This window comes from Streptomyces durhamensis (assembly GCF_000725475.1).
Taxonomy (GTDB): Bacteria; Actinomycetota; Actinomycetes; order Streptomycetales; family Streptomycetaceae; genus Streptomyces; species Streptomyces filipinensis.
Genome location: NZ_KL647047.1, coordinates 36,840 through 54,275, shown reverse-complemented (window position 1 = coordinate 54,275; position 17,436 = coordinate 36,840). Strand labels below are relative to the sequence as shown.

The 17,436-nt window shown below is 68.9% G+C and carries 16 protein-coding genes and 1 pseudogene; 6 read left to right on the top strand and 11 right to left on the bottom strand.

From position 1 onward, the window contains the following. Window positions 1-447: 447 nt before the first annotated feature. Window positions 448-1,017: a histidine phosphatase family protein gene (locus tag IO33_RS0143335; RefSeq protein WP_031174535.1), complete on the bottom strand. Its 570-nt coding sequence runs from the start codon at window positions 1,015-1,017 to the stop codon at window positions 448-450. Between the two features lie 897 nt (window positions 1,018-1,914). Between IO33_RS0143335 and IO33_RS0143325 the strand changes: the two genes are divergently transcribed. After that, window positions 1,915-2,559 (top strand): LysE family translocator, encoded by a 645-nt coding sequence (locus IO33_RS0143325; RefSeq protein ID WP_031174533.1) that lies wholly within the window; start codon window positions 1,915-1,917, stop codon window positions 2,557-2,559. A 302-nt stretch (window positions 2,560-2,861) separates the two neighbouring features. Here the strand turns inward: IO33_RS0143325 and IO33_RS51020 are convergent, their stop codons facing one another. From IO33_RS51020 to IO33_RS0143305, 4 genes are all read right to left on the bottom strand, one after another. After that, entirely contained in the window at window positions 2,862-3,008 is a 147-nt protein-coding gene (locus IO33_RS51020; protein WP_157858107.1) for a hypothetical protein, read from the bottom strand. Between the two features lie 206 nt (window positions 3,009-3,214). Continuing rightward, entirely contained in the window at window positions 3,215-3,637 is a 423-nt protein-coding gene (locus IO33_RS51015; RefSeq protein ID WP_031174532.1) for a hypothetical protein, read from the bottom strand. A gap of 477 nt (window positions 3,638-4,114) precedes the next feature. Next, window positions 4,115-4,492 carry a peptidase inhibitor family I36 protein gene (locus IO33_RS0143310; protein ID WP_031174531.1) on the bottom strand — a complete coding sequence of 126 codons (378 nt, stop codon included), beginning with the start codon at window positions 4,490-4,492 and terminating at the stop codon, window positions 4,115-4,117. A 249-nt stretch (window positions 4,493-4,741) separates the two neighbouring features. Then, entirely contained in the window at window positions 4,742-5,644 is a 903-nt protein-coding gene (locus IO33_RS0143305; protein WP_425348015.1) for a 2OG-Fe(II) oxygenase family protein, read from the bottom strand. 273 nt (window positions 5,645-5,917) lie between these two features. Between IO33_RS0143305 and IO33_RS0143300 the strand changes: the two genes are divergently transcribed. Further along, entirely contained in the window at window positions 5,918-7,081 is a 1,164-nt protein-coding gene (locus tag IO33_RS0143300; RefSeq protein ID WP_063765869.1) for an aminotransferase class I/II-fold pyridoxal phosphate-dependent enzyme, read from the top strand. Between the two features lie 320 nt (window positions 7,082-7,401). Next, on the top strand, window positions 7,402-8,352 hold the full coding sequence (argF, locus tag IO33_RS0143295; RefSeq protein WP_245236092.1) for an ornithine carbamoyltransferase: 951 nt from the start codon (window positions 7,402-7,404) through the stop codon (window positions 8,350-8,352). 101 nt (window positions 8,353-8,453) lie between these two features. Here the strand turns inward: argF and IO33_RS0143290 are convergent, their stop codons facing one another. Next, window positions 8,454-9,401, bottom strand: a complete 948-nt coding sequence (locus IO33_RS0143290) for a U32 family peptidase (RefSeq protein WP_051927327.1) — start codon at window positions 9,399-9,401, stop codon at window positions 8,454-8,456. A 1,085-nt stretch (window positions 9,402-10,486) separates the two neighbouring features. On the opposite strand from IO33_RS0143290, the gene IO33_RS0143285 reads away from it, so the two are divergent. Further along, entirely contained in the window at window positions 10,487-11,047 is a 561-nt protein-coding gene (locus IO33_RS0143285; protein WP_031174526.1) for a hypothetical protein, read from the top strand. 267 nt (window positions 11,048-11,314) lie between these two features. After that, window positions 11,315-11,595, top strand: a pseudogene (locus tag IO33_RS49015) (RNase J family beta-CASP ribonuclease); the annotation flags it as partial. Between the two features lie 402 nt (window positions 11,596-11,997). Here the strand turns inward: IO33_RS49015 and IO33_RS0143275 are convergent. The 5 genes from IO33_RS0143275 to IO33_RS0143255 all read right to left on the bottom strand — a co-directional run bounded on the left by IO33_RS0143275 (window position 11,998) and on the right by IO33_RS0143255 (window position 16,125). Next, entirely contained in the window at window positions 11,998-12,453 is a 456-nt protein-coding gene (locus tag IO33_RS0143275) for an STAS domain-containing protein (protein WP_245236091.1), read from the bottom strand. 80 nt (window positions 12,454-12,533) lie between these two features. Then, window positions 12,534-13,484, bottom strand: coding sequence for a sensor histidine kinase (locus IO33_RS0143270; RefSeq protein ID WP_031174524.1), 951 nt, complete (start codon window positions 13,482-13,484; stop codon window positions 12,534-12,536). Next, window positions 13,481-14,263: an MEDS domain-containing protein gene (locus IO33_RS0143265; RefSeq protein WP_031174523.1), complete on the bottom strand. Its 783-nt coding sequence runs from the start codon at window positions 14,261-14,263 to the stop codon at window positions 13,481-13,483. Before IO33_RS0143265 ends, IO33_RS0143270 begins: the two co-directional genes overlap by 4 nt. A 117-nt stretch (window positions 14,264-14,380) precedes the next feature. Continuing rightward, the gene (locus tag IO33_RS0143260) at window positions 14,381-15,082 is read right to left on the bottom strand and encodes a hypothetical protein (protein WP_157858105.1); all 702 of its coding nucleotides are present in this window, start codon (window positions 15,080-15,082) and stop codon (window positions 14,381-14,383) included. 212 nt (window positions 15,083-15,294) lie between these two features. Next, window positions 15,295-16,125 (bottom strand): dienelactone hydrolase family protein, encoded by an 831-nt coding sequence (locus tag IO33_RS0143255; protein ID WP_031174521.1) that lies wholly within the window; start codon window positions 16,123-16,125, stop codon window positions 15,295-15,297. A gap of 136 nt (window positions 16,126-16,261) precedes the next feature. Here IO33_RS0143255 and IO33_RS0143250 point away from each other — a divergent pair, with 136 nt between their 5' ends. Further along, window positions 16,262-17,308 carry a GlxA family transcriptional regulator gene (locus tag IO33_RS0143250; protein WP_051927326.1) on the top strand — a complete coding sequence of 349 codons (1,047 nt, stop codon included), beginning with the start codon at window positions 16,262-16,264 and terminating at the stop codon, window positions 17,306-17,308. The last annotated feature ends 128 nt before the right edge of the window (window positions 17,309-17,436 follow it).

Here is a 17,436-nt window from a genome sequence, read left to right as displayed (position 1 = left end):
TCGACCAACCACGGTTGGGGATCACGCTTCCTCACACCCAAGCAACTGCGTCACCCGGCCAGAGGTCACGACTCAACCGCATTCCGTTAGGACCTCTTAGCATGCAGGCTTCCTATCCGACCGGACTGACCGAGGGCAAACCGATAAGACGTCACTTCAGTTGCCGTAGTGGTGGCAACAGTTGAGGACGACGGTGACGCACAAGGCTTGCGGCGATCGCCAGGCGCGTGCCCGCGTCGGCGGTGACCCGCACTTTCGCGGAGCACTGGTATTCGGGCTGGAGACGGTCACACGTCGGTCTGCGGACCGGGATGAGGTGCCGTCCACGTTCCATATCCGCTCCGGGGCACCACCTCACCGATCCCCGACTGCGATGCGCTGTCGCCCGGGCGAATGCCGCCTGACGCGGTCGTAGCCACATCACGGACGGGACGTGGGCAGTCGCCGCTACGGCACGTTCCACCCGAGCACGACGGGCAGCCCGTGCTCGTACCCCAGCGTGTTGATCGTCCCCGGATGCGGGTGCCCGAACTGCCGCGCGCCCGAAGCGTCGAGCCCGAGCCAGCGTGCGGTGAGGATGCGTGACAGATGGCCGTGCGCGACGACGGCAACGTCACCCTTGTCCAGCAGCGGCCGGACCCGGCCGAGGAAGGCGTCGACCCGCACGGTCACGTGCCCGAGGTCCTCGCCTGCGTCCACGCCATCACGCCACAGCTCCCAGCCGGGCTTGAGCTCTTGGATCTGCTCGGCAGTCAGCCCCTCGTAGCGGCCGTAGTTCCACTCGATCAGGTCGGCATCGGCTTCCGCACTGCTCAGCCCCGCCAGCTCTGCCGTCCGCAGGGCGCGAGTCAGCGGGCTGCTGTAGACGGCGACGAACTCCCGTCCGGCCAGTCGAGGCGCGAGCGCACGCGCCGCGGCCTCCCCCGCCTCGGTCAGCGGCAGGTCGGTGTGGCCGGCGTGCTGGCCGGTCCGACTCCACGCGGTCTCGCCGTGCCTGATCACCATCAACTCGCCCATGGTGGAGGAACATATCTCACACCGCGACTCCGGACCGCTTCGCGAAGGCCTCGAAGCTGACCGGCTCGCCCGCGCCAGAGTTGGAGCGCCCTGAAATGCGTTCACACTTGACGACGATGATCTGAGAACTGCCGCCAATGTGCCCGGACCTGGTGTGCGGGTAGTCCTGCCACGGGGCGGACGACTCCTCGGGGTACATCAGAGAGAAGGGGTAGATCGTGCCTCACGGCTGGTCGGGCCAGGGGGCCACGACGGCCTCAGCGCCGCCGGGTGAGCGGCCACGGCCCGGAACGCCCTGCCTTGATGCCATCCGCCTACGTGCTGGGGCCGCCTGCCGCTGCTCCGGTTCGTGGCGCGTCGAGCACCCGGTCTGCCAGTCCAGCAGTGCGCGGGGTGGGGGGGGCGAGGCGCAGCACATCCTCGACCGCGTTCTCGGGACGTCAGTCCTCGCCGTCGGGTGTGGCTGCCCACAGGGCGATGGGGCCCGTGTCCGTGGTCAGGCGCATCGAGCGGAGCACATCGAGTCCGAGGCTGGCGCGACCAGCACTTCCCGGGCGCGGGGAACCACTGGATCGACACGGATGCCCTCCGCTTCCCCGACTACCGGGCGAGTGACTACCTCCGTCCGGGACGGGCGGAACCACGGCTTTGGGGGATCGCAGGACTAGGCCTGTCCGGCCTAACACGCGGAGATCGCCGGCGCGATAGTGGGCGATCCGGCTGCCGTCGTTGGTGTCGTCGGCCGACTGGAGTCAGGGTGCACGGAGACACCGAGCGGCAGGGTCGTATCCTGAGGCAGGCGATGCAGGCTCTGCCGTTGCGTCGCAGCCGCCCGCCGCAGTCGGCGCCGCCCCACTCCGGGTACCAGGTACCCGGCCAACGATCAGGAGTTGACCGGTGATCAGTCTGGCCGCAGTGGGGGGAGTGGCCCTGGTCGAACTGGGCATGGCCCTGACTCCGGGACCGAACATGATCCACCTCGCCTCTCGCGCGATCACCCAAGGCCGCAGGGCGGGCCTGGTCAGCCTGAGTGGGACCGCCGTGGGATTCCTGTGCTACCTGCTGGCCGCGGCCGCAGGCCTGTCCGCGTTGTTCGCCGCCGTGCCGCTGGCGTTCACGGTGGTCAAGCTCGCCGGGGCCGCCTACCTGGCCTACTTGGCCTGGGGCATGCTCAAGCCCGGTGGCCGCTCGCCCTTCGACCCGGTCCAGGACCTGCCTCCGGTCTCTGACGCCCGCCTGTTCTCGATGGGGCTCCTCACCAACCTGCTCAACCCCAAGATCGCTCTCATGTACGCCGCTCTTCTGCCCCAGTTCATGGATCCGCAGGCGGGCCCGGACTGGGCGCAACTGCTCCAGCTCGGTAGTGTGCAGATCACCGTGGGGATCTCCGTGAACGCTCTGATCATGTTGGGCGCAGCACGGGTGTCGGGGTTTCTGGCCGCCCGGCCCTGCGTGATGACCGCTCAGCGGTTCGCTTCAGGCGGCTTGCTCGGCGTCTTCGCGCTGCGCACCGCCCTGTCCCGGACGCCTGTCTCGGCCTGAGCCATGCCCGCGCGCCAGCAACGACCGTACTGCTGGGATCAGCCGAACATGTCACGGAGATCGCTGACGCGGTCGGGAGTGATCTGGCTGTTCTCATCAGCAGCGCCCGGCGCCAGAACCGGAGGATCTCCCCTTGTGGTGGTCGGCGACCTTGATGATGGCCGCGGTGTCGCATCGGCGAGGTGCAGGTCCTGGTCGCGGTGCCACGCCGGAAGTATGGACACCAACAGCCCGGATGTCCTCGCGATGGAGCCGCTGACCTGCCGGTGGGTACGGTGCGAGCTCACCGTCGCCATGGACCTCTACAGCAGGTACACCGTGGGCCTGCGGCTGACGCCGGTCTCGACGAAGTCCGTTGATGCCGCCGGGGTGTTGTACGAGACGGCGCGTCCGCGCGAGGCCCGCGCCGGCAGCGGGGAGCCGCTGCCGTATGCCGGGGTGCCGTCCACCGTGGTGGTCGACGCGGAGAAGCTGGCCCTGGCGATGTCCGGCGATCACCAAACGGTACCGCCCCAACCGTTCGCTGGAGTCAACGCCTTTGCGGGCGACGCGGCCGACGACCCGCTTGCCCCGCAGCTAATGTTTCCGCAAGTGGGGGACGTCGTAGGCTCCTCGTCGGGAGAGGACGTCCTCCCTCCCGGTAGGCAGGCAGGCGTCAGGGGCGGACCAATAGGCCCACTGTGCCGAACGCGTGCGACGCCCCGTACTGCTCGTCGCCCCGGAAGGTGGCGACGTAGCCGTTGGTCAGAGTGCCAGCGCTCGCCGTACCCAGGCGGAGGGGTCCGACGCACGCGGCTTCGCCCTCGGCGCGGGTGACGGCGCGGCAGATCTCGCTGCCATCGGGGGTCGTGAACTCCACACGCTTACCCCTGAGCGGCTTGCCGGTCTCGGCGTCGTACAGAAAGGCCCTAGCACCGATGGAGGGCGGGAAGAGGTTAGCGTTCGCGTTCTCGGTGACGAGGCGCGTCGCATGCGGTTCGCGGGAACCGTGCTCCCCGTGGGCCGAGGCGGCTTGCGTGCAGGACAGCACCGTCGCGGCGGCGAGGACCACGGTGCCGAACCAGGACCGTACGGACATAGAGTCTCCTTGAAAGGCGGGCTTCGGAGCTGAATGATCTGCTCCTCATGCCGTTCGCCCAACGGTGAGATGCGGCGGAGGTTACGGGGCGAACGAACCGGGCGGCGCGGCGTGCGGCAGGCCAACTACACGACGTCGCAGAGGGATTGACATGACCGATGCAGCAGGTGCCCGAGGATGTGCTCGAACAAGGGGATGCCGAGACCCCGGGTTTGCCCGGTCCCCGGCCTCGGTGCCGTACTGGACCGGCTGCGCGAGGGCGTGGCCGTCGGTCCGATCCGTGGGCCAGCCCTGACACACGCATTGCCACCCGTAGCAGCAGATCCCCGGTCAGCGAAACGGGCGATCCTCCGGATCATTGTCCTTCCCGCCGCCAGCTCCGTCTGTGGAAGGACTCCCTCGTGTGAAAGTAAATCCCGGCTTCGATGCGCAGGTGCCCTGGACCCTGACTGCCCGGTGTCGATCTCCGTCAGCTGCCTACTGGGGCTTGAAGGAACGGATCTGGTAGTCGCCCTGCAGGTTGCCGCCCGCTCCAGCGTGGGTGGATCCGACGCGGCCGTGGTAGTTGGTCTGGGTGTAGTACTGCACCCGGTGTCCCGTTCCATTCCATAGGGAGCGCACCTTCTGTCCCCTCCGGATGAAGGAACAGTCGTCGGCGGTGTTGGCCTTGCTCCTCTGCGACCACTGGCAACGGGTTCCCCCACCGTTCCAGCCGCTGTAGATGCAGAAGTATCCGGGGGTGCAGCGGTAGGACGCACGGGCAGGTGCCGAGGAGGCCTCGGTCGCGGTGGGTACAGCGCCGAAAACAGCGGCCAAAGCGACCACGGCGACGGCGAACGAGCGCATACGACCCATGGTGAAGCCTCCACTACGAGATGGCGATGTCACGCGGCCAGACAGCCGGGCAGGCGCACCCGAGTCCCGCAACGCGCGACCGAGCTACCCGGCAGGGAAGGTACGCATGCGAACAGAGAAGGCGAACCACCTGTGTGAGTGAACTACCCGCACAGTCAGGGCATTCTGCCCCTGATTGAGGCAAGAGGTCGGTTGACCGACCGAGAACTCCAACGACCCCGATTGCTCGCACTGAGCTGACAGGAACGCTCAGCCGGATCCGAGGAGCGACTTCAGGAAGGACACGTACTGACCCCCGGTATCGAACAGCCCGTAACGCGCTGGTTTTCCTTCGCCGACAAAACGATCCAGCGGTGAGACGACGGCGTCGTGTCCTGGCCTGTGCTTGTACTGAATCGACAGCCTCTGTGTCCTCACCTGCCTGACGCGGTGCTCGCAGGCCACGTACAGCCCGTTCGTCCACCGCTGGAGATAGTCGCCGAGGAAGACGAAAAGCGCATCCTGAACGGGAGGAACGCAAATCCACTCGCCCTCGGGACCCCTTACTTCCAGGCCCGACTCGTTTTGGGTCAGGATCGTGAAAATGGAAAGATCCACGTGCGGCGACATCGCGTAATCCACCGTGTTGCCGATTTCCTCGGCGTGCCCGACCCCGTAGTGGTTGAAGCCGAGCCTGTGCATCGGTGAGTTCATGGACGTGTCAAAATCTGCCTCTGGCAGGCCCAGGTCATCGGCACACGCCGAGAACACCCTGTCCCCCAGGTCCACCAAGCGCTTGAAGAGACATGCTCCTTGCACGAAAGGGGCGTGGTAGAAGTCGGCAGCTACGGGTGTGCCGAGTGAGCCCTGGGTGTTTCCGATGCGGTACTGTTCGCACGCCTCGGCACCGGCGTGCGCCGTGCTCTTCTCACGGCCCAGGCCGCGGTACCCCAGAAACTGGGACCGCTCACCGGCATTGTATTTGGTCTTCTCTGCGACGGGCAGACGATAGAACCGCCGTGTTTCTTCATACACAGCAGACAGCAAGTCAGCAGCGATCCCGTGATGGCGCAGAAAGAAGTACCCGCCGCTCCGGGATGCTGCGCCTATCTCAGCGGCCACTCTCGCCTTGTCTTCCATGCTCCAGTCCCTGCCACGGTTCGGCAAACACACAACCGGGATCACGGGATGCTTTGCCTCTGCCACTGGACCTCCCCTTCGCGTTCCTCTACCCCCTCTGCACGGTCCGGGAGCGAGGCCCCACACAATTCCGGCCTGGCCGTCTTCCCAGATGACAGTGAGGCATCGGACAGCTGCGCCGGTAGGGCGCGTATCAGCCAGACGGCATCGGCAACGAACTGGCGTGGTGGGCAATATGGTGGCGCGGCTGCTGGTCGTCGGCATGAGGGCCGGCCGTAATGTGCTCGCTCGATTCAGGAGGACTTTTTGCCCAGGCGCGCCTCACGTCTCTTGCAGACCGACGACTACCTGTTCTCCTTCATCGACCGGGCCCAGGGACAGGCGGCGCGGGGCGGTACGGCACCTGTGCCCCTGGGGGTGGGCGACTGTGATCTGCCGACTCCGCCGCACATCGTCGAGGCCATGCACGCGGCCGTCGGGGATCCTTCGACGCACCGGTATCCGCCGTACTCCGGCACGCAGGCGATGCGCGAGGCGGCCGCCGGACATCTCAGGCGCCGCTTCGGGCTCCGTGTTGATCCGGAGAGCGAGGTCCTGGCCACGCTGGGCAGCAAGGAGGCGATGGCGCACCTGACGATGGCCTACGCGGAGCCGGGCGACGTGGTGCTGGTGCCCGATCCGGCGTACCCGGTGTACGGGACGTGGGCGCGGTGGTGCGGGGCGGAGGTGGTATGCGTACCGCTGCGCGAGGAGAACGGATTCCTGCCTGACCTGGCGGCCATCCCGGCCGCCGTCGCGCGGCGGGCCAAGCTGTTCTGGGTCTGCTATCCCAACAACCCCACCGCCGCGCTGGCCACTTCGGATTTCTACGCCGAGCTGGCGAGGTTCGCTGTGCGGCATGACATCGTGGTGGCCTCCGACGCCGCGTACAGCGAGATCTACTACGACTGTGCGCCCCCGCCGTCGTTCTTGCAGGCGCCGGGGGCAATGGAGTGCGGCATCGAGTTCCATTCCTTGTCGAAGGCGTACAACATGCCGGGCTGGCGCGTGGGTTTCGCCGCCGGCAACGCCGACGTCGTGGACGCCTTGCGGACCGTGAAGACCCATACCGACTCAGGTACGTTCACCGCGATCCAGCACGCCGCCGTCGCCGCGTTCAACGACACCACCGGCTACCCGGAAAGCCTGCGCGCGGTGTACCGCGAGCGGATGCACCTGCTCTGCGACGGGCTGGAGTGGGCCGGCCTGCAGGTGCTGAGACCCCGGGCCACCTTCTACTGCCTCATCCGCTGCCCCGCCGGCACGGACAGCGAAGGCCTCGCCAAGAAGCTGCTGGAGGAGGCCCGCGTGCTCACCATTCCCGGGAGCGGCTTCGGCCCCGGCGGCGAGGGATACGTCCGCCTCACGGCCTGTGCCGGAACCGACCTGATCCACGAGGCCGTACGACGAATCACCGCCGTTTCTTGGTGACGCCTGGATCCCGCTCGCAGAGCGAGACGCCACAGGGGACAGCGCACATCGCGGCCGGCGTCTGGTCGCCTGGTCCGGGTGAGCAGAGGACATTCCTGTCAGGGTGTTCACGCAGGGCGTGCGTGGACACCGCGGTGGGTAAGTACGAGAGCCGGTGCCGGTGGGATCGCGGCCATTACGGTTCACCTACCGGGAGGTGTCCGCGGCCCCCGCCGGCAGCCACCGATCATACCGGCGGCAACGAGACCCGACCGCGCGAACGAAGCCGGAGAACCGTGATGACCCAGCCGATTCCCGCGTCTGAGGCCAGCCGTCCAGCGGTGACGGGCAAAGTCCCCGACGATCTGCTGCGCGTGAGCGACCTTGCCCCCCAGACTCTGGTGGAGCTGCTGGATCTGGCGGTGGGCATGAAGCAGGAGCCGCTGGGGTGGGAGCGCGATCTGCGCGGGGGCGCCATCGGGTGCGTCTTCGAGAAGCCCTCCACGCGGACGCGCGTGTCCCTGGCTGTGGCCGCTCATCGCCTGGGCATGGCGGCCATCGTGCTGAACCGCGGGGAACTGCAGCTCGGTCATGGCGAGAGCGTTGGCGACACCGTCCGTGTCCTGTCGTCCTATCTCGACGCGATCACGGTGCGCACCTTCGACCATGCGGTGGTGGAGCAGATGGCCGACGCGGCGTCGGTGCCGGTCATCAACGCCTTGTCCAACACCCACCACCCCTGCCAGTCCCTGGCGGACCTCCTCACGCTGCGCGAGCACTTCGGCACCCTGGCCGGGATGACCGCGGCCTTCATCGGGGACGGCACGAGCAATACGTGCAACTCGTTCCTCGCAGCGTGCGCGGCGTCCGGCATGCACCTCACCATCGCCGCCCCGCCCGGCTACGAAACGGACGAGGACATCCTCGAGGAGGCCCGTTCACTGATGGCGCAGACCGGCGGTTCCGTGTCGCTCACCACCGAGCCCATCGAGGCCGTCGGCGCCGCGCAGGCCGTCTACGCCGAGGTATGGGTCCCCATGGACAAAGGTCACGAACGCGAGGAGCGGACCGAACGCCTGGCCGCCTACCGGGTCGACGACGCCCTGCTCGCCCATGCTCCCCGCGAGGCGGTGGCCATGCACTGCCTGCCCGCCACCCGCGGGCAGGAGATCACCTCGGAAGTGCTCGACGGCCCCCGGTCCCTCGTGTGGCGGCAGGCGCAAAACCGGCTCCCCACCGCCCAGGCGGTCCTTCACACCTTCATCACCACAGCCCGCCGATGCACAGCCTGACCGCCGAGACGGCCGCGGTCGCCGCGCTCAGGCCCAGACCCGGCGCCGGCGCCAGCCCGGCTCGACTTCCTTGTTTCAGACAGGCGCAGAGCGGCCTGGGATCACGGCATCGTCGGTGCTGCTGCCGAAGGTGGAGTTGTTCCAGAGCCTGTGGGAGCCTCGGCCGGGCTCTGGCAGGCCTGCGGGTAGTGGCGCGCCATGAACTCCGCGGTGATCTCCATCTGCCGGAGCATGCCCTCGGTCTGCTCCTGCGTTGCCCGGGTGCTGTGGCCGGCCAGGGCGCTGCTGCCGGTCTTGAGGTAGACCGGGGAGGCGACCCGGACGAACTCCGGTGCCTCGTACGTCCGGATGAAACCGCCCGACGTCTTCGTGTTGTCCACGTGCACGTCCAGCGGGATCCGCACGGACTGCCGCAGCGCTGCGATGATCGGAAGTGTCAGATCGCGTACCGGGTTGAGGCTGTCGGCCCCGAGGCGCTCCAGCACCTGGGCCGATGCGCCATTGCCGAGCCCGCAGTGCGCGGAGATCTTCAGATGGGTGTCCGCCGGGATCTTCCCCGCGGCCCGCAGCCGGGACAGGACCGACAGCAGGCCCTCGTCGTGCAGGATGAAACCGCGTACCCCCGCCTCGACCGCCCGCTGGACGTCCTCCAGTGCGCGGACGAGTTGCTCCTGGCCGCGCAGCCGGTAGCCGATCCGCACTCCCTCCTGGGTCTGCACCGTCGCACCGATGTCGTAGATGGCGCGTGGGCCCACCGACATGAGGATCTGCGCCCCGTGCTCACGGCCGAGGGCGACATAGTCGCAGATCTCGCCGAGGGTGTGCCGGCTCAGGCCGAAGGTCTCGGTGACCCGGTTGATGGTGAATCCGCGCTTCGCGCTCTCGCACAGCAGGGTCTCCACGGCCTGCACGGTGTTGACCGTCGGGGCCTCGAACCTCCAGTGGCGACCGTCCGCGAACGTCCCACCCGACACCAACGTGTTGGTGTCGGGATCCCGGTCGGGCACCCCCAGCTCGCGCAGCCACTCCCGGCTCTGCTCGAAGAACATCCCCACGCCCAGCCCTCCTAGGAGACCGAAAGATCGTGCTGAAGGCTGACCGTAGGCCGGGCAGCCCCTTACAGCTCTGATGGCTCTGTCGGCGGCCCGGCCCACCGCTCGTCCCAGAGGCAGGAACGGGTCCGCTGCCGTGCCGTCGTCGTGGTCGACCTCGCCGCCAGCCAGACAGAGCTTTCCGTTCGCCAACGGGCTGTACACGCCATGGCCGTTGAAGTGGTGGACCACGAACCACGTCCCGCCAGTGACGGTGCCGGTCCACTCGTACACACGCATGCCTTCGAAAGTGTCGTGCCAGTTCTGCGGCTTGGGCGGGAGCGAGGAACAGGCATAGTCGCGCCCGGCCAACGGATGGTCGTCGGGCGAGGGGTAACTCTGAGGGACGGGCTGAAGGTGTAGTGGATGCGCCCGATACAGGTCCCGCTCGCCGGGCCTGCCGCGGGTCCAGCCGCGGAGACGGGCTCGGCCAGGCCGAGCACCAGAAGCAGGGGGACGACGCCGACGGCTACCACTGCGGGGGTGCGTTGACGCATACCGCGGTGATCCTTTCGGGGCGGGATCTTGGTATCGCTTGCGCTGCACAGTCTCCACGAGGGCGGTGGCCTGCACCACCGGCCCCGGACGGCGCGTGGAGTGGACCACCAGCGCACGGGCGGGCACGACAGCTCAACTCCCGGGCGAGCGCGGCATAGGAACACCGCAGACGTCTTCGCTCGCTGAGCGCAGAGGGGATTAAGGTCCTCCAGCGGATCGGCCCCCGCCCACCACGCGGCAGGCAGCACGGCCGTGCGGCGGGGCCTTCCCGAACCGCCGCCCGCCGACGTCGTCCGCGAGGAACTGGGCGACTTCACCGTCGCCACCCCGCACTCGATGAACGGCTACTCGAGGGCAAAATCCCGCACTGGATCGCCAAGTACGGCAGCTGCGACATCCGCGAGAAGAGCCTGCCCGTGACAGCGTCCCTCGAAGTCGATCTCGCCACCAACTGGACCCGCGGAAGCCGTGTAAGCCGCCTGGCCATGGGAAGGACCAAGGTTCCCGAGCGCGTATCTCCGCCCACCTACGCCCAAGGACCGCCGATGCTTCCCGAGTTCCCCTCCCACGCATCCACCCCCCTCGCAGATGAGCTGGAACAGAGATTGGGGCTGCCCTCACAGTTCGAAGCCGACCGTTTCGACGTGGAGCGTGTCGCCGGCATAGCGGTCCTTGCGGCGGCTCACTCCGATGGCTACGCGGCCACCGCGCATCTCCTCGGACTGCTGGCTGCGCTCCCCGCCCCCACCGACGCGGGAGAACGCTTCTGGTCGAACCTGTGGAGATCCTCGGGCACCGCCTACCTGCTGCCGACCAATATCAAGGACCTGGTGCTGCGTTCGCTGGCCGGAGAGGGAACCGGTCTGGCCGGACAGATCCTCTCGGCCGTAGACGAGATGACGCCTCCCCAGCGCGTTGCGGCCGCAGAGGTGATCGGCCAGGCGCTCGCCGAGTCCGACCACCTCCCTGATCTCAAGACACAGGTCATCGGCGAACTTTGGCTCCGGGACCTGGAACTCACCGCCTGGCGCGTCCTTCACGCGGACCACAAGTCGCCTGATGCGGCCGGACGTGACGCCTTCATCGAAGCATGGACGAGTGTCTGACCCCGGCCGAGGTGGCACACACAAGCATCCCAATAATGGGGGCGTTCGAGCATTGACCTGTGATCGAACGAATCCGGGCACGACTCGGACGGTGGTGGTGGGAGGCATCGGCCAGTTGGTCCTTGCCGTGAGGACGGGTTCGTAAGGGCACGGCTGCCACCCGTGCGCGCACGGGTCGCCGCACTGTCCTGGTTCCTGAGCAGCGACGGACACTGTGCTGACCTGCGCACGGGGGGCCGGTGACGCCGCCTACGCCCCGTACCTCCCACCCTCGCCGCCGAAGGCGTGGTCACGGTGGTGGCGATCGTCGACGCTGACACCGGCGCCCTCGCCGAGGCCCCCGACTTCCTGGCCCGGGGCTTCGTACACGACGACGCCACTTCGAGCCGGTCATCCCCGTCATCGAGAAGACCCTGGCCACCGCGGCCGAGGAAGGCGTCGGGAACGCCCGCCAACTCGAACAGCTCCTCGCCCGCGCCGTGGCGAACTGGGCGTACCGCACCCACCGCCGCCAGCCCCTCATTCTCCCCGTCATCATCGACGCCTGAGCCACACCCGGGCAGGCGTCCGGGGCGGACGCCGATGTGCACGAGGTAAAACCCGCAGCGCCTTCAGCAGCTGACCTGCCGCCCGAGCAGCAATATGACGGCCACGGGATCAGCAGATTCTCCCGTCCACACACCTTGTGACGTCTTTCCCATGACGTCGCACGTGGCGTGCGTGGCTATTTTGGAGCCTGCGACAAAGGGGCTTTGAACTGCGCTTTCTTCTAATTCCGCAGGTGCATCCAGGTCCGCTCGACCTGTTTCCGAAGTGCATCACGCCGAGAGCTTGCTGTGTCTTGACGCTTGTTCCGACGGTGTGTCGGACAGGACAGATCGGTGCGGGGCGTGGCCGCGTACGGCAGGGCCGTCCAGGCGAGCGGCTCGTCCACATGCCGTTTGTCTGGGTCAAGCGTGGTCGAGTGGCTCCGAAATGTCGGCACAGGCGCCTGTGACGCGCCTGTCGAGCGCGGCGCGCACTGTGGGGAACACGGGGAGCAGCGTGTCGAGGCCGAGGAGGCGCCACACCTGCTGGTAATGGTCGCTGAGGGCGGCGAGGCGCAGGGTGCCCGCATGGTTGTCGAGCGCGCACGACAGCGTGATGATCATGCTGACGCCCGAGGAGTCGAGGTACTGCACGTCGGAGGCGTCGAGCACGAGGGTGCCGCAGCCTTCCTTGATCAGGTCTTCGCACCGGGCGCCGATGTCGGAAGCGTTGCCGTAGTCCACCTCGGTCGGCAGCCGCACAACCGTCGTGTCCGCGTGCCGTACCAGCACTCTCAGCATCCAGAACCGACTCCCATCCAGATCGCTTACGCCTGTGCTACCGGCGCCTTTCTGCTTGTCGCCGCCCGGCGACACCACCGCGCCTACCCTGGGGCGACGCCGGTCACGCGTGCCTTTCAGCGCTGGGGGCGGTCAGCGGACCGTTGGCACCGGCGGGCTCAGCCGGGCAGCTCGGTGTGCAGGCGGATCGTGGTCCCTTCGTCCGGTGTGGATCGGATCTCGACAAGGTCGCAGAGCTGGTGGACGAGCCACAGCCCGCGTCCACCCACCTGCCTCGCGGTCGGCATCGTGCGTCCGGCCAGTGGGTCCTCCAGGTAGCCGGCGTCGCGGAACTCGCAGACGAGCCGTCGTTCCTCGCTCCAGGTGCGCAGCACGCCTTGTCCGCCGCCGTGGCGGATGCTGTTGGTGGCCACCTCGGTCGCGGCCAGGTGCAGTTCGCGCAGGCGCTGACCGGTCAAACCGTGCTGTTCGGCGCAGGCAGCGATCTTCTCTCGGAGTGCGGGCAGGTCGCCGCTGGTGTAGCGGAACTCGTCGTACGGGTCGCAGGGGTCGGCGAGGGCAGCGAAGTTATACGCTGCGTGCGCGTCGTAGTCCTCGGACAGCACCGTCCGGCCGTCTCTGCGGATCTGGGGGTGGCAGCGTGCCATGTCGGTCAGGGCGGCCTGGTCGCGTGCGACGTCGTAGGGGCACAGCAGCCACCAGGCGGGGCCCTGGGCGAACGCCCTGTTGAGCAGCCACTCGTGGTAGCGCAGTTCCTCGGCCTCGGCTGTACTGCGGACCTGGTCCCAGGGGGATTCGCCGATGCCGCGGACGGGGCGCCCCTCCGAGACGTGTTCCTTGATCCATTCTTGCCAGGCAGCGATGAGCCGCCCCGGATGACGCGCCACCCGGCTGGTGTCGACGTAGCGCACGGTGTCGTTCTCACGGATCTCCGCACGCAGCAAGGACGCCTTTTCCTGCGGCACGGCCACGACGACGGCCTCGTCACCTTCGAGCGCTTCCTGGATGAAACCCACAGCGCCCGCGACGAACTCATCGCTGCCCGAGTACGGATACAACTCGTGCCGGTATCCGGTGCCTTCGAGGCGAGTGGACGAAGAGGAGGTCACGGCGCCATCACCACCGGAACGTCGGGGACTGCGAAGCCGGACAGCTTCCAGGCGAGCCGCACGGTCTCGTTGGTGCCTTCCAGGACGACCCTGCGATCCGGAAGGTGCCTGGCGGCATCGGCCAGCGCGCTCATCCCGGCGGCATCAAAGAACTCCAGGGTCTGACAGAGCAGACGCACCGTCGGCGTATGAGCGAGGAGGGTGCACAGGATGGTGCCGAAGGCCACCGCGCCGTCGCTGTCGACGGTCCCGGTCACCGTCCAGCCTTCCTGCTCGGTTCGGTACACCCGGAACGCGGGTGAGACCGGACGGCTGCCCAGATGATGCGGATGCACACAACTGATCTGCTGCAGAGCCGGCGGGTCCCAGTCGGCACCGCTGTAGGCGCAGAGCACCATGGCTCCGGTGTCGGCGGCGAACTCCTCAAGATCGAGCTCGCTGCGCAGCCACTCCCCGTTCCGGTCCGCGCGAGGGCCCGTCACGACGTGGTGCAGCACCCGGAGGGAGCGGAACCCCTCCCGGTCCGCCGTGGCCGCCTCCCGACGCACCGCGGAGAGAAGAGAACCCTGCAACCGGGCAGGGTCGAGTACAAGCGGTGCGAAATCGCTCTCCGCCCGCGGGGCGGGACCGACGATCACGACCTTGTCCCCGTGCAACGCACCGTCCGCGACGAAAGCCCGGCTGCGGCCGATGACGTCGTCGGCAGGACCCAGCAGGTGGCAGACATGATCGCCGGTGTCGACCTCGTCCAGGGTTGGCAGTACGCGCGGCGTCCTCACTACTCCTCCCTCGCTCCTCCCTCACTCTACTGCTCCCGTAACCGGCACTCTCGGGCCAGTCTCCATCAGGCTGGGCCGAACCGAAGTAGCCCTGATGTTCCCCCCGCCGGTCCTGCGTCAGCGGCTCGGGCCGGAGTCGTCGTCATGGGGAGAACGCCGTGGTCTCCTGCCGCCTGGAGCGGAGTCCTCCTCTTGCCCTCCCAACAGCTCGAGGAGCGCGGCGTCCGCCCTCTTCTGGTCTTCCTTCGTCAGCTCGACCGGCGCGTTGTCGTAGACGGTGTAGCGATCCGGATCGGTGATGTTGGCGGCCCGCAGGGTGAACGTCAGCAGGCGGCGCCATCCCTTGCGGTGGCCGACCCTTGCCTGCAGCTGGACCTTGTAGTCACGGGCTTCCGGCAGGAACCCGGAGAAGGGTGCCTCGAACTCGATGAAGAGTTGCTGCGCCTCTCTGCCGGGCACGACGAATCCGGCCGGCAGCTTCGCGTCCTCGTCCGGCCCCGGCTGGAGGCGAGAGGGTGAGGACACCCACAGCAGTGGCAGGTGAGAGGCGGGCTCGTCAGGGAAGGTCAGGATGAGGTCCTGTACGACGATCGGCTTGGCGCCGGTGTTGTGAAGGACGAGCGGGAGCCGAAGGCGGGCGGTGGACGAGTGGATGATCGCTGCGAAGGAATGAGGCTCCCACGTCTTCAAGCGCCCCTGTCTGGCGTTGAGCCACCAGAACGACGCGACGGTGAAGAGCAGTGCGCAGACCGATACCACACCGGCGCCTGTGAGTGATGAGGGCGCGGCCTGATCGGTCGCGGTCATCAGCGGAGCCACAGATTCAGTCTGCCAGCCTCGGTGTGGGCTCGCTAACAGGACCCAGGACCCAGGAGCCTGAGCCGCCGGCGCACAGCAGCCGGCAAGCGGGACCGTCTGCGTGCCGCAGGCGGCCGGTGCAGTCCTCAGTCCGGCCCCTCCGGGTTCTGGCCGGCCTGCCGGCCGTGAGGGCAGTGGTGGCGAGGGAGCGGTGGCCGGCGGGCCGGGCCCGGTCAGGTGGCCGACAGCGGTCGGTTCCCGTGCGGGTGCAGGCGGTCGGTGAGGAAGGCGAGGATCTCGTCGCGGGCCCGGACTGTGGGGTGGCCGGCCTCGTCGACGAGATGGGCGGTGACGACGCTGTGCGGGGTACCGACCAGGTCGGCGAAGAACGGCGGCGGAGCCGGGTTGGCGGCGCTGTCCGGGAGGACGCGTCCGTCGAAGGCGTCGCCGAGCAGCGCGCGGTAGGCGGCGAAGCGCTGCCCTGTGCACCAGCGGTCACCTTCGAAGCGGTAGGCGAGGACGGTGAGTCCGTCGCGGTCGAGCCGGTCGCGCACCGCGCGCGCGTCCGCCGCGTCGAGTTCGAGGCCGCCGGGGTCGTCGAGCGGCAGCGACGGGTGGTTGACGACCGGGGCGATCACCGCCGGCTCCAGGGCCATGGTGAGGGCGAAGTTGCCGGTGAAGCACAGGCCGATCGCCCCCACTCCCGGACCACCGCACGCGCTGTGGGCCTGGCGCGCCAGGCCGCGCAGCCAGACCGTCACCGGGCTGGTGCCGCCTCCGGCGAAGGCGCGGAACTCCGCGCTGACACAGGCGCGGCGGACGACCTCCCGGCCCCCCTCGACCGTGGGGAAGGCGCCGTCCGTCCCGAACAGGGAGGGCACATGGACGGTGAAGCCCGCGTCCCGCACCCAGCGCGCGAGCCGCAGGACGTCGGGACTGATGCCCGGCATCTCGGGCAGCACCACGACCGCGGGCCCCGCCCCGGCCACGTACACCGTCTTCGCCACCCCCTCCACGGTCATGCTCCGGCGGGTGAAGTCGGTGATCGGATCGCTGTCGCTCATGGGGCCAGCCTGGTCCCGGGGCCTGCCGCCGGGTGAGGGGCGGGATCGCCAAGGCCGGGGGTAATCTCGCCACACGCGCGGGAGGCGAGCGGGGCGCGGTCGGGGACCGGGCCCGGGGACAGGGGGTACGCAAGCGATGGCGGAGGCGGCGCGACAGACGCAGGACGGGGCGGGTGCGGGCGCCGGACCGGGTGCGCTGCGGGTCGGGGTCCTGGCGTACCCGGACTGCTTCGCGTCCGAAGTGTTCGGGGTTCCCGACCTGTTGACGATGGCCGGGCACGTCGCCGGACCGGACGCGCCCGGCTACCGGGTGTCGGTCGTCTCGCCCCGCCGCCGGGTCACCGCCTCGGGCGGCGCGAGCCTGGACGTGCGTCCCCTGCACGAGGTCGACGTCCTCGTGGTCCCCGGCTTCGAACTGCGGCCGGATTCGGACCTCGACGCGCGGTTCGCCCGGCTCGCCCCCGAGATCGCGGCGATCCGGGCGCAGGCCGCCGCCGGCACCGCGGTCGTCTCCCTCTGCGTCGGCGCGTTCCTGCTCGCCGAGGCCGGGCTCCTCGACCGGCGTCGGGCCACCACCTCCTGGCTTTACGCCGGCGAGCTGGCCAGGCGCTGCCCGGACGCCGACGTACGGCCCGAACACCTGGTCGTCACCGACACGGGGGTGACGACCACAGCCGCCTTCAGCGCCATGTACGACTTCGCGCTGGACCTGATCCGCCGGCACAACGGCGCCCGGGTGGCCCGCACCACCGCCCGGTTGACGCTCGTCGACGACGCGCGGACCTCTCAGGCCCCGTACGTCGACCAGCGGCTCCTCCCCCAGCCCGGCCGGGAGTTCTCCCAACAGGTCATGCGACGACTCGACCAGAACCTCGCCGAGCGGTACGACCTCGCCGCACTCGCGGACGCCTTCCGGGTCAGCACCCGCACCCTGCTGCGCCGCTTCGCCGAGGAGACCGGACGCAGCCCGCTGGCCCATCTGCAGGACTCGCGGGTCCGGCGCGCCCGCCATCTTCTGGAGACCACCGACCGCACGGTCGCCTCCGTCGCCGCGGCCGTCGGCTACCAGGACCCCGGCACCTTCGCCGCCCTCTTCGCCCGCCGCACCGGCCATCGGCCGAGCGCCTACCGGACCGCCTTCCGCCGCACGGCCCGGGCGTCCGCCCCGGACGGCGGCGCCTAGGCGCGGAGGGCCCGCCCGGTTCGGCCGTGGCAGACCGTCCGCGGACGGTTCGCTCGCCGGGCCGCCGACGGCACCTTCGAGCGCCTCTGCTGCGCCCGCGCCTTCCGGATCGGCAAGGCGCTCCCTGG

What these genes read in the sequence shown, in the direction of transcription:
- IO33_RS0143290 (WP_051927327.1), bottom strand. Translation starts at nt 9,401, where the DNA reads ATGTTCTTCGAGCAGAGCCGGGAGTGGCTGCGCGAGCTGGGGGTGCCC.
- IO33_RS0143255 (WP_031174521.1), bottom strand. Translation starts at nt 16,125, where the DNA reads ATGAGCGACAGCGATCCGATCACCGACTTCACCCGCCGGAGCATGACC.
- IO33_RS0143335 (WP_031174535.1), bottom strand. Translation starts at nt 1,017, where the DNA reads ATGGGCGAGTTGATGGTGATCAGGCACGGCGAGACCGCGTGGAGTCGG.
- IO33_RS51015 (WP_031174532.1), bottom strand. Translation starts at nt 3,637, where the DNA reads ATGTCCGTACGGTCCTGGTTCGGCACCGTGGTCCTCGCCGCCGCGACG.
- IO33_RS0143310 (WP_031174531.1), bottom strand. Translation starts at nt 4,492, where the DNA reads ATGGGTCGTATGCGCTCGTTCGCCGTCGCCGTGGTCGCTTTGGCCGCT.
- IO33_RS0143285 (WP_031174526.1), top strand. Translation starts at nt 10,487, where the DNA reads ATGCTTCCCGAGTTCCCCTCCCACGCATCCACCCCCCTCGCAGATGAG.
- IO33_RS0143250 (WP_051927326.1), top strand. Translation starts at nt 16,262, where the DNA reads ATGGCGGAGGCGGCGCGACAGACGCAGGACGGGGCGGGTGCGGGCGCC.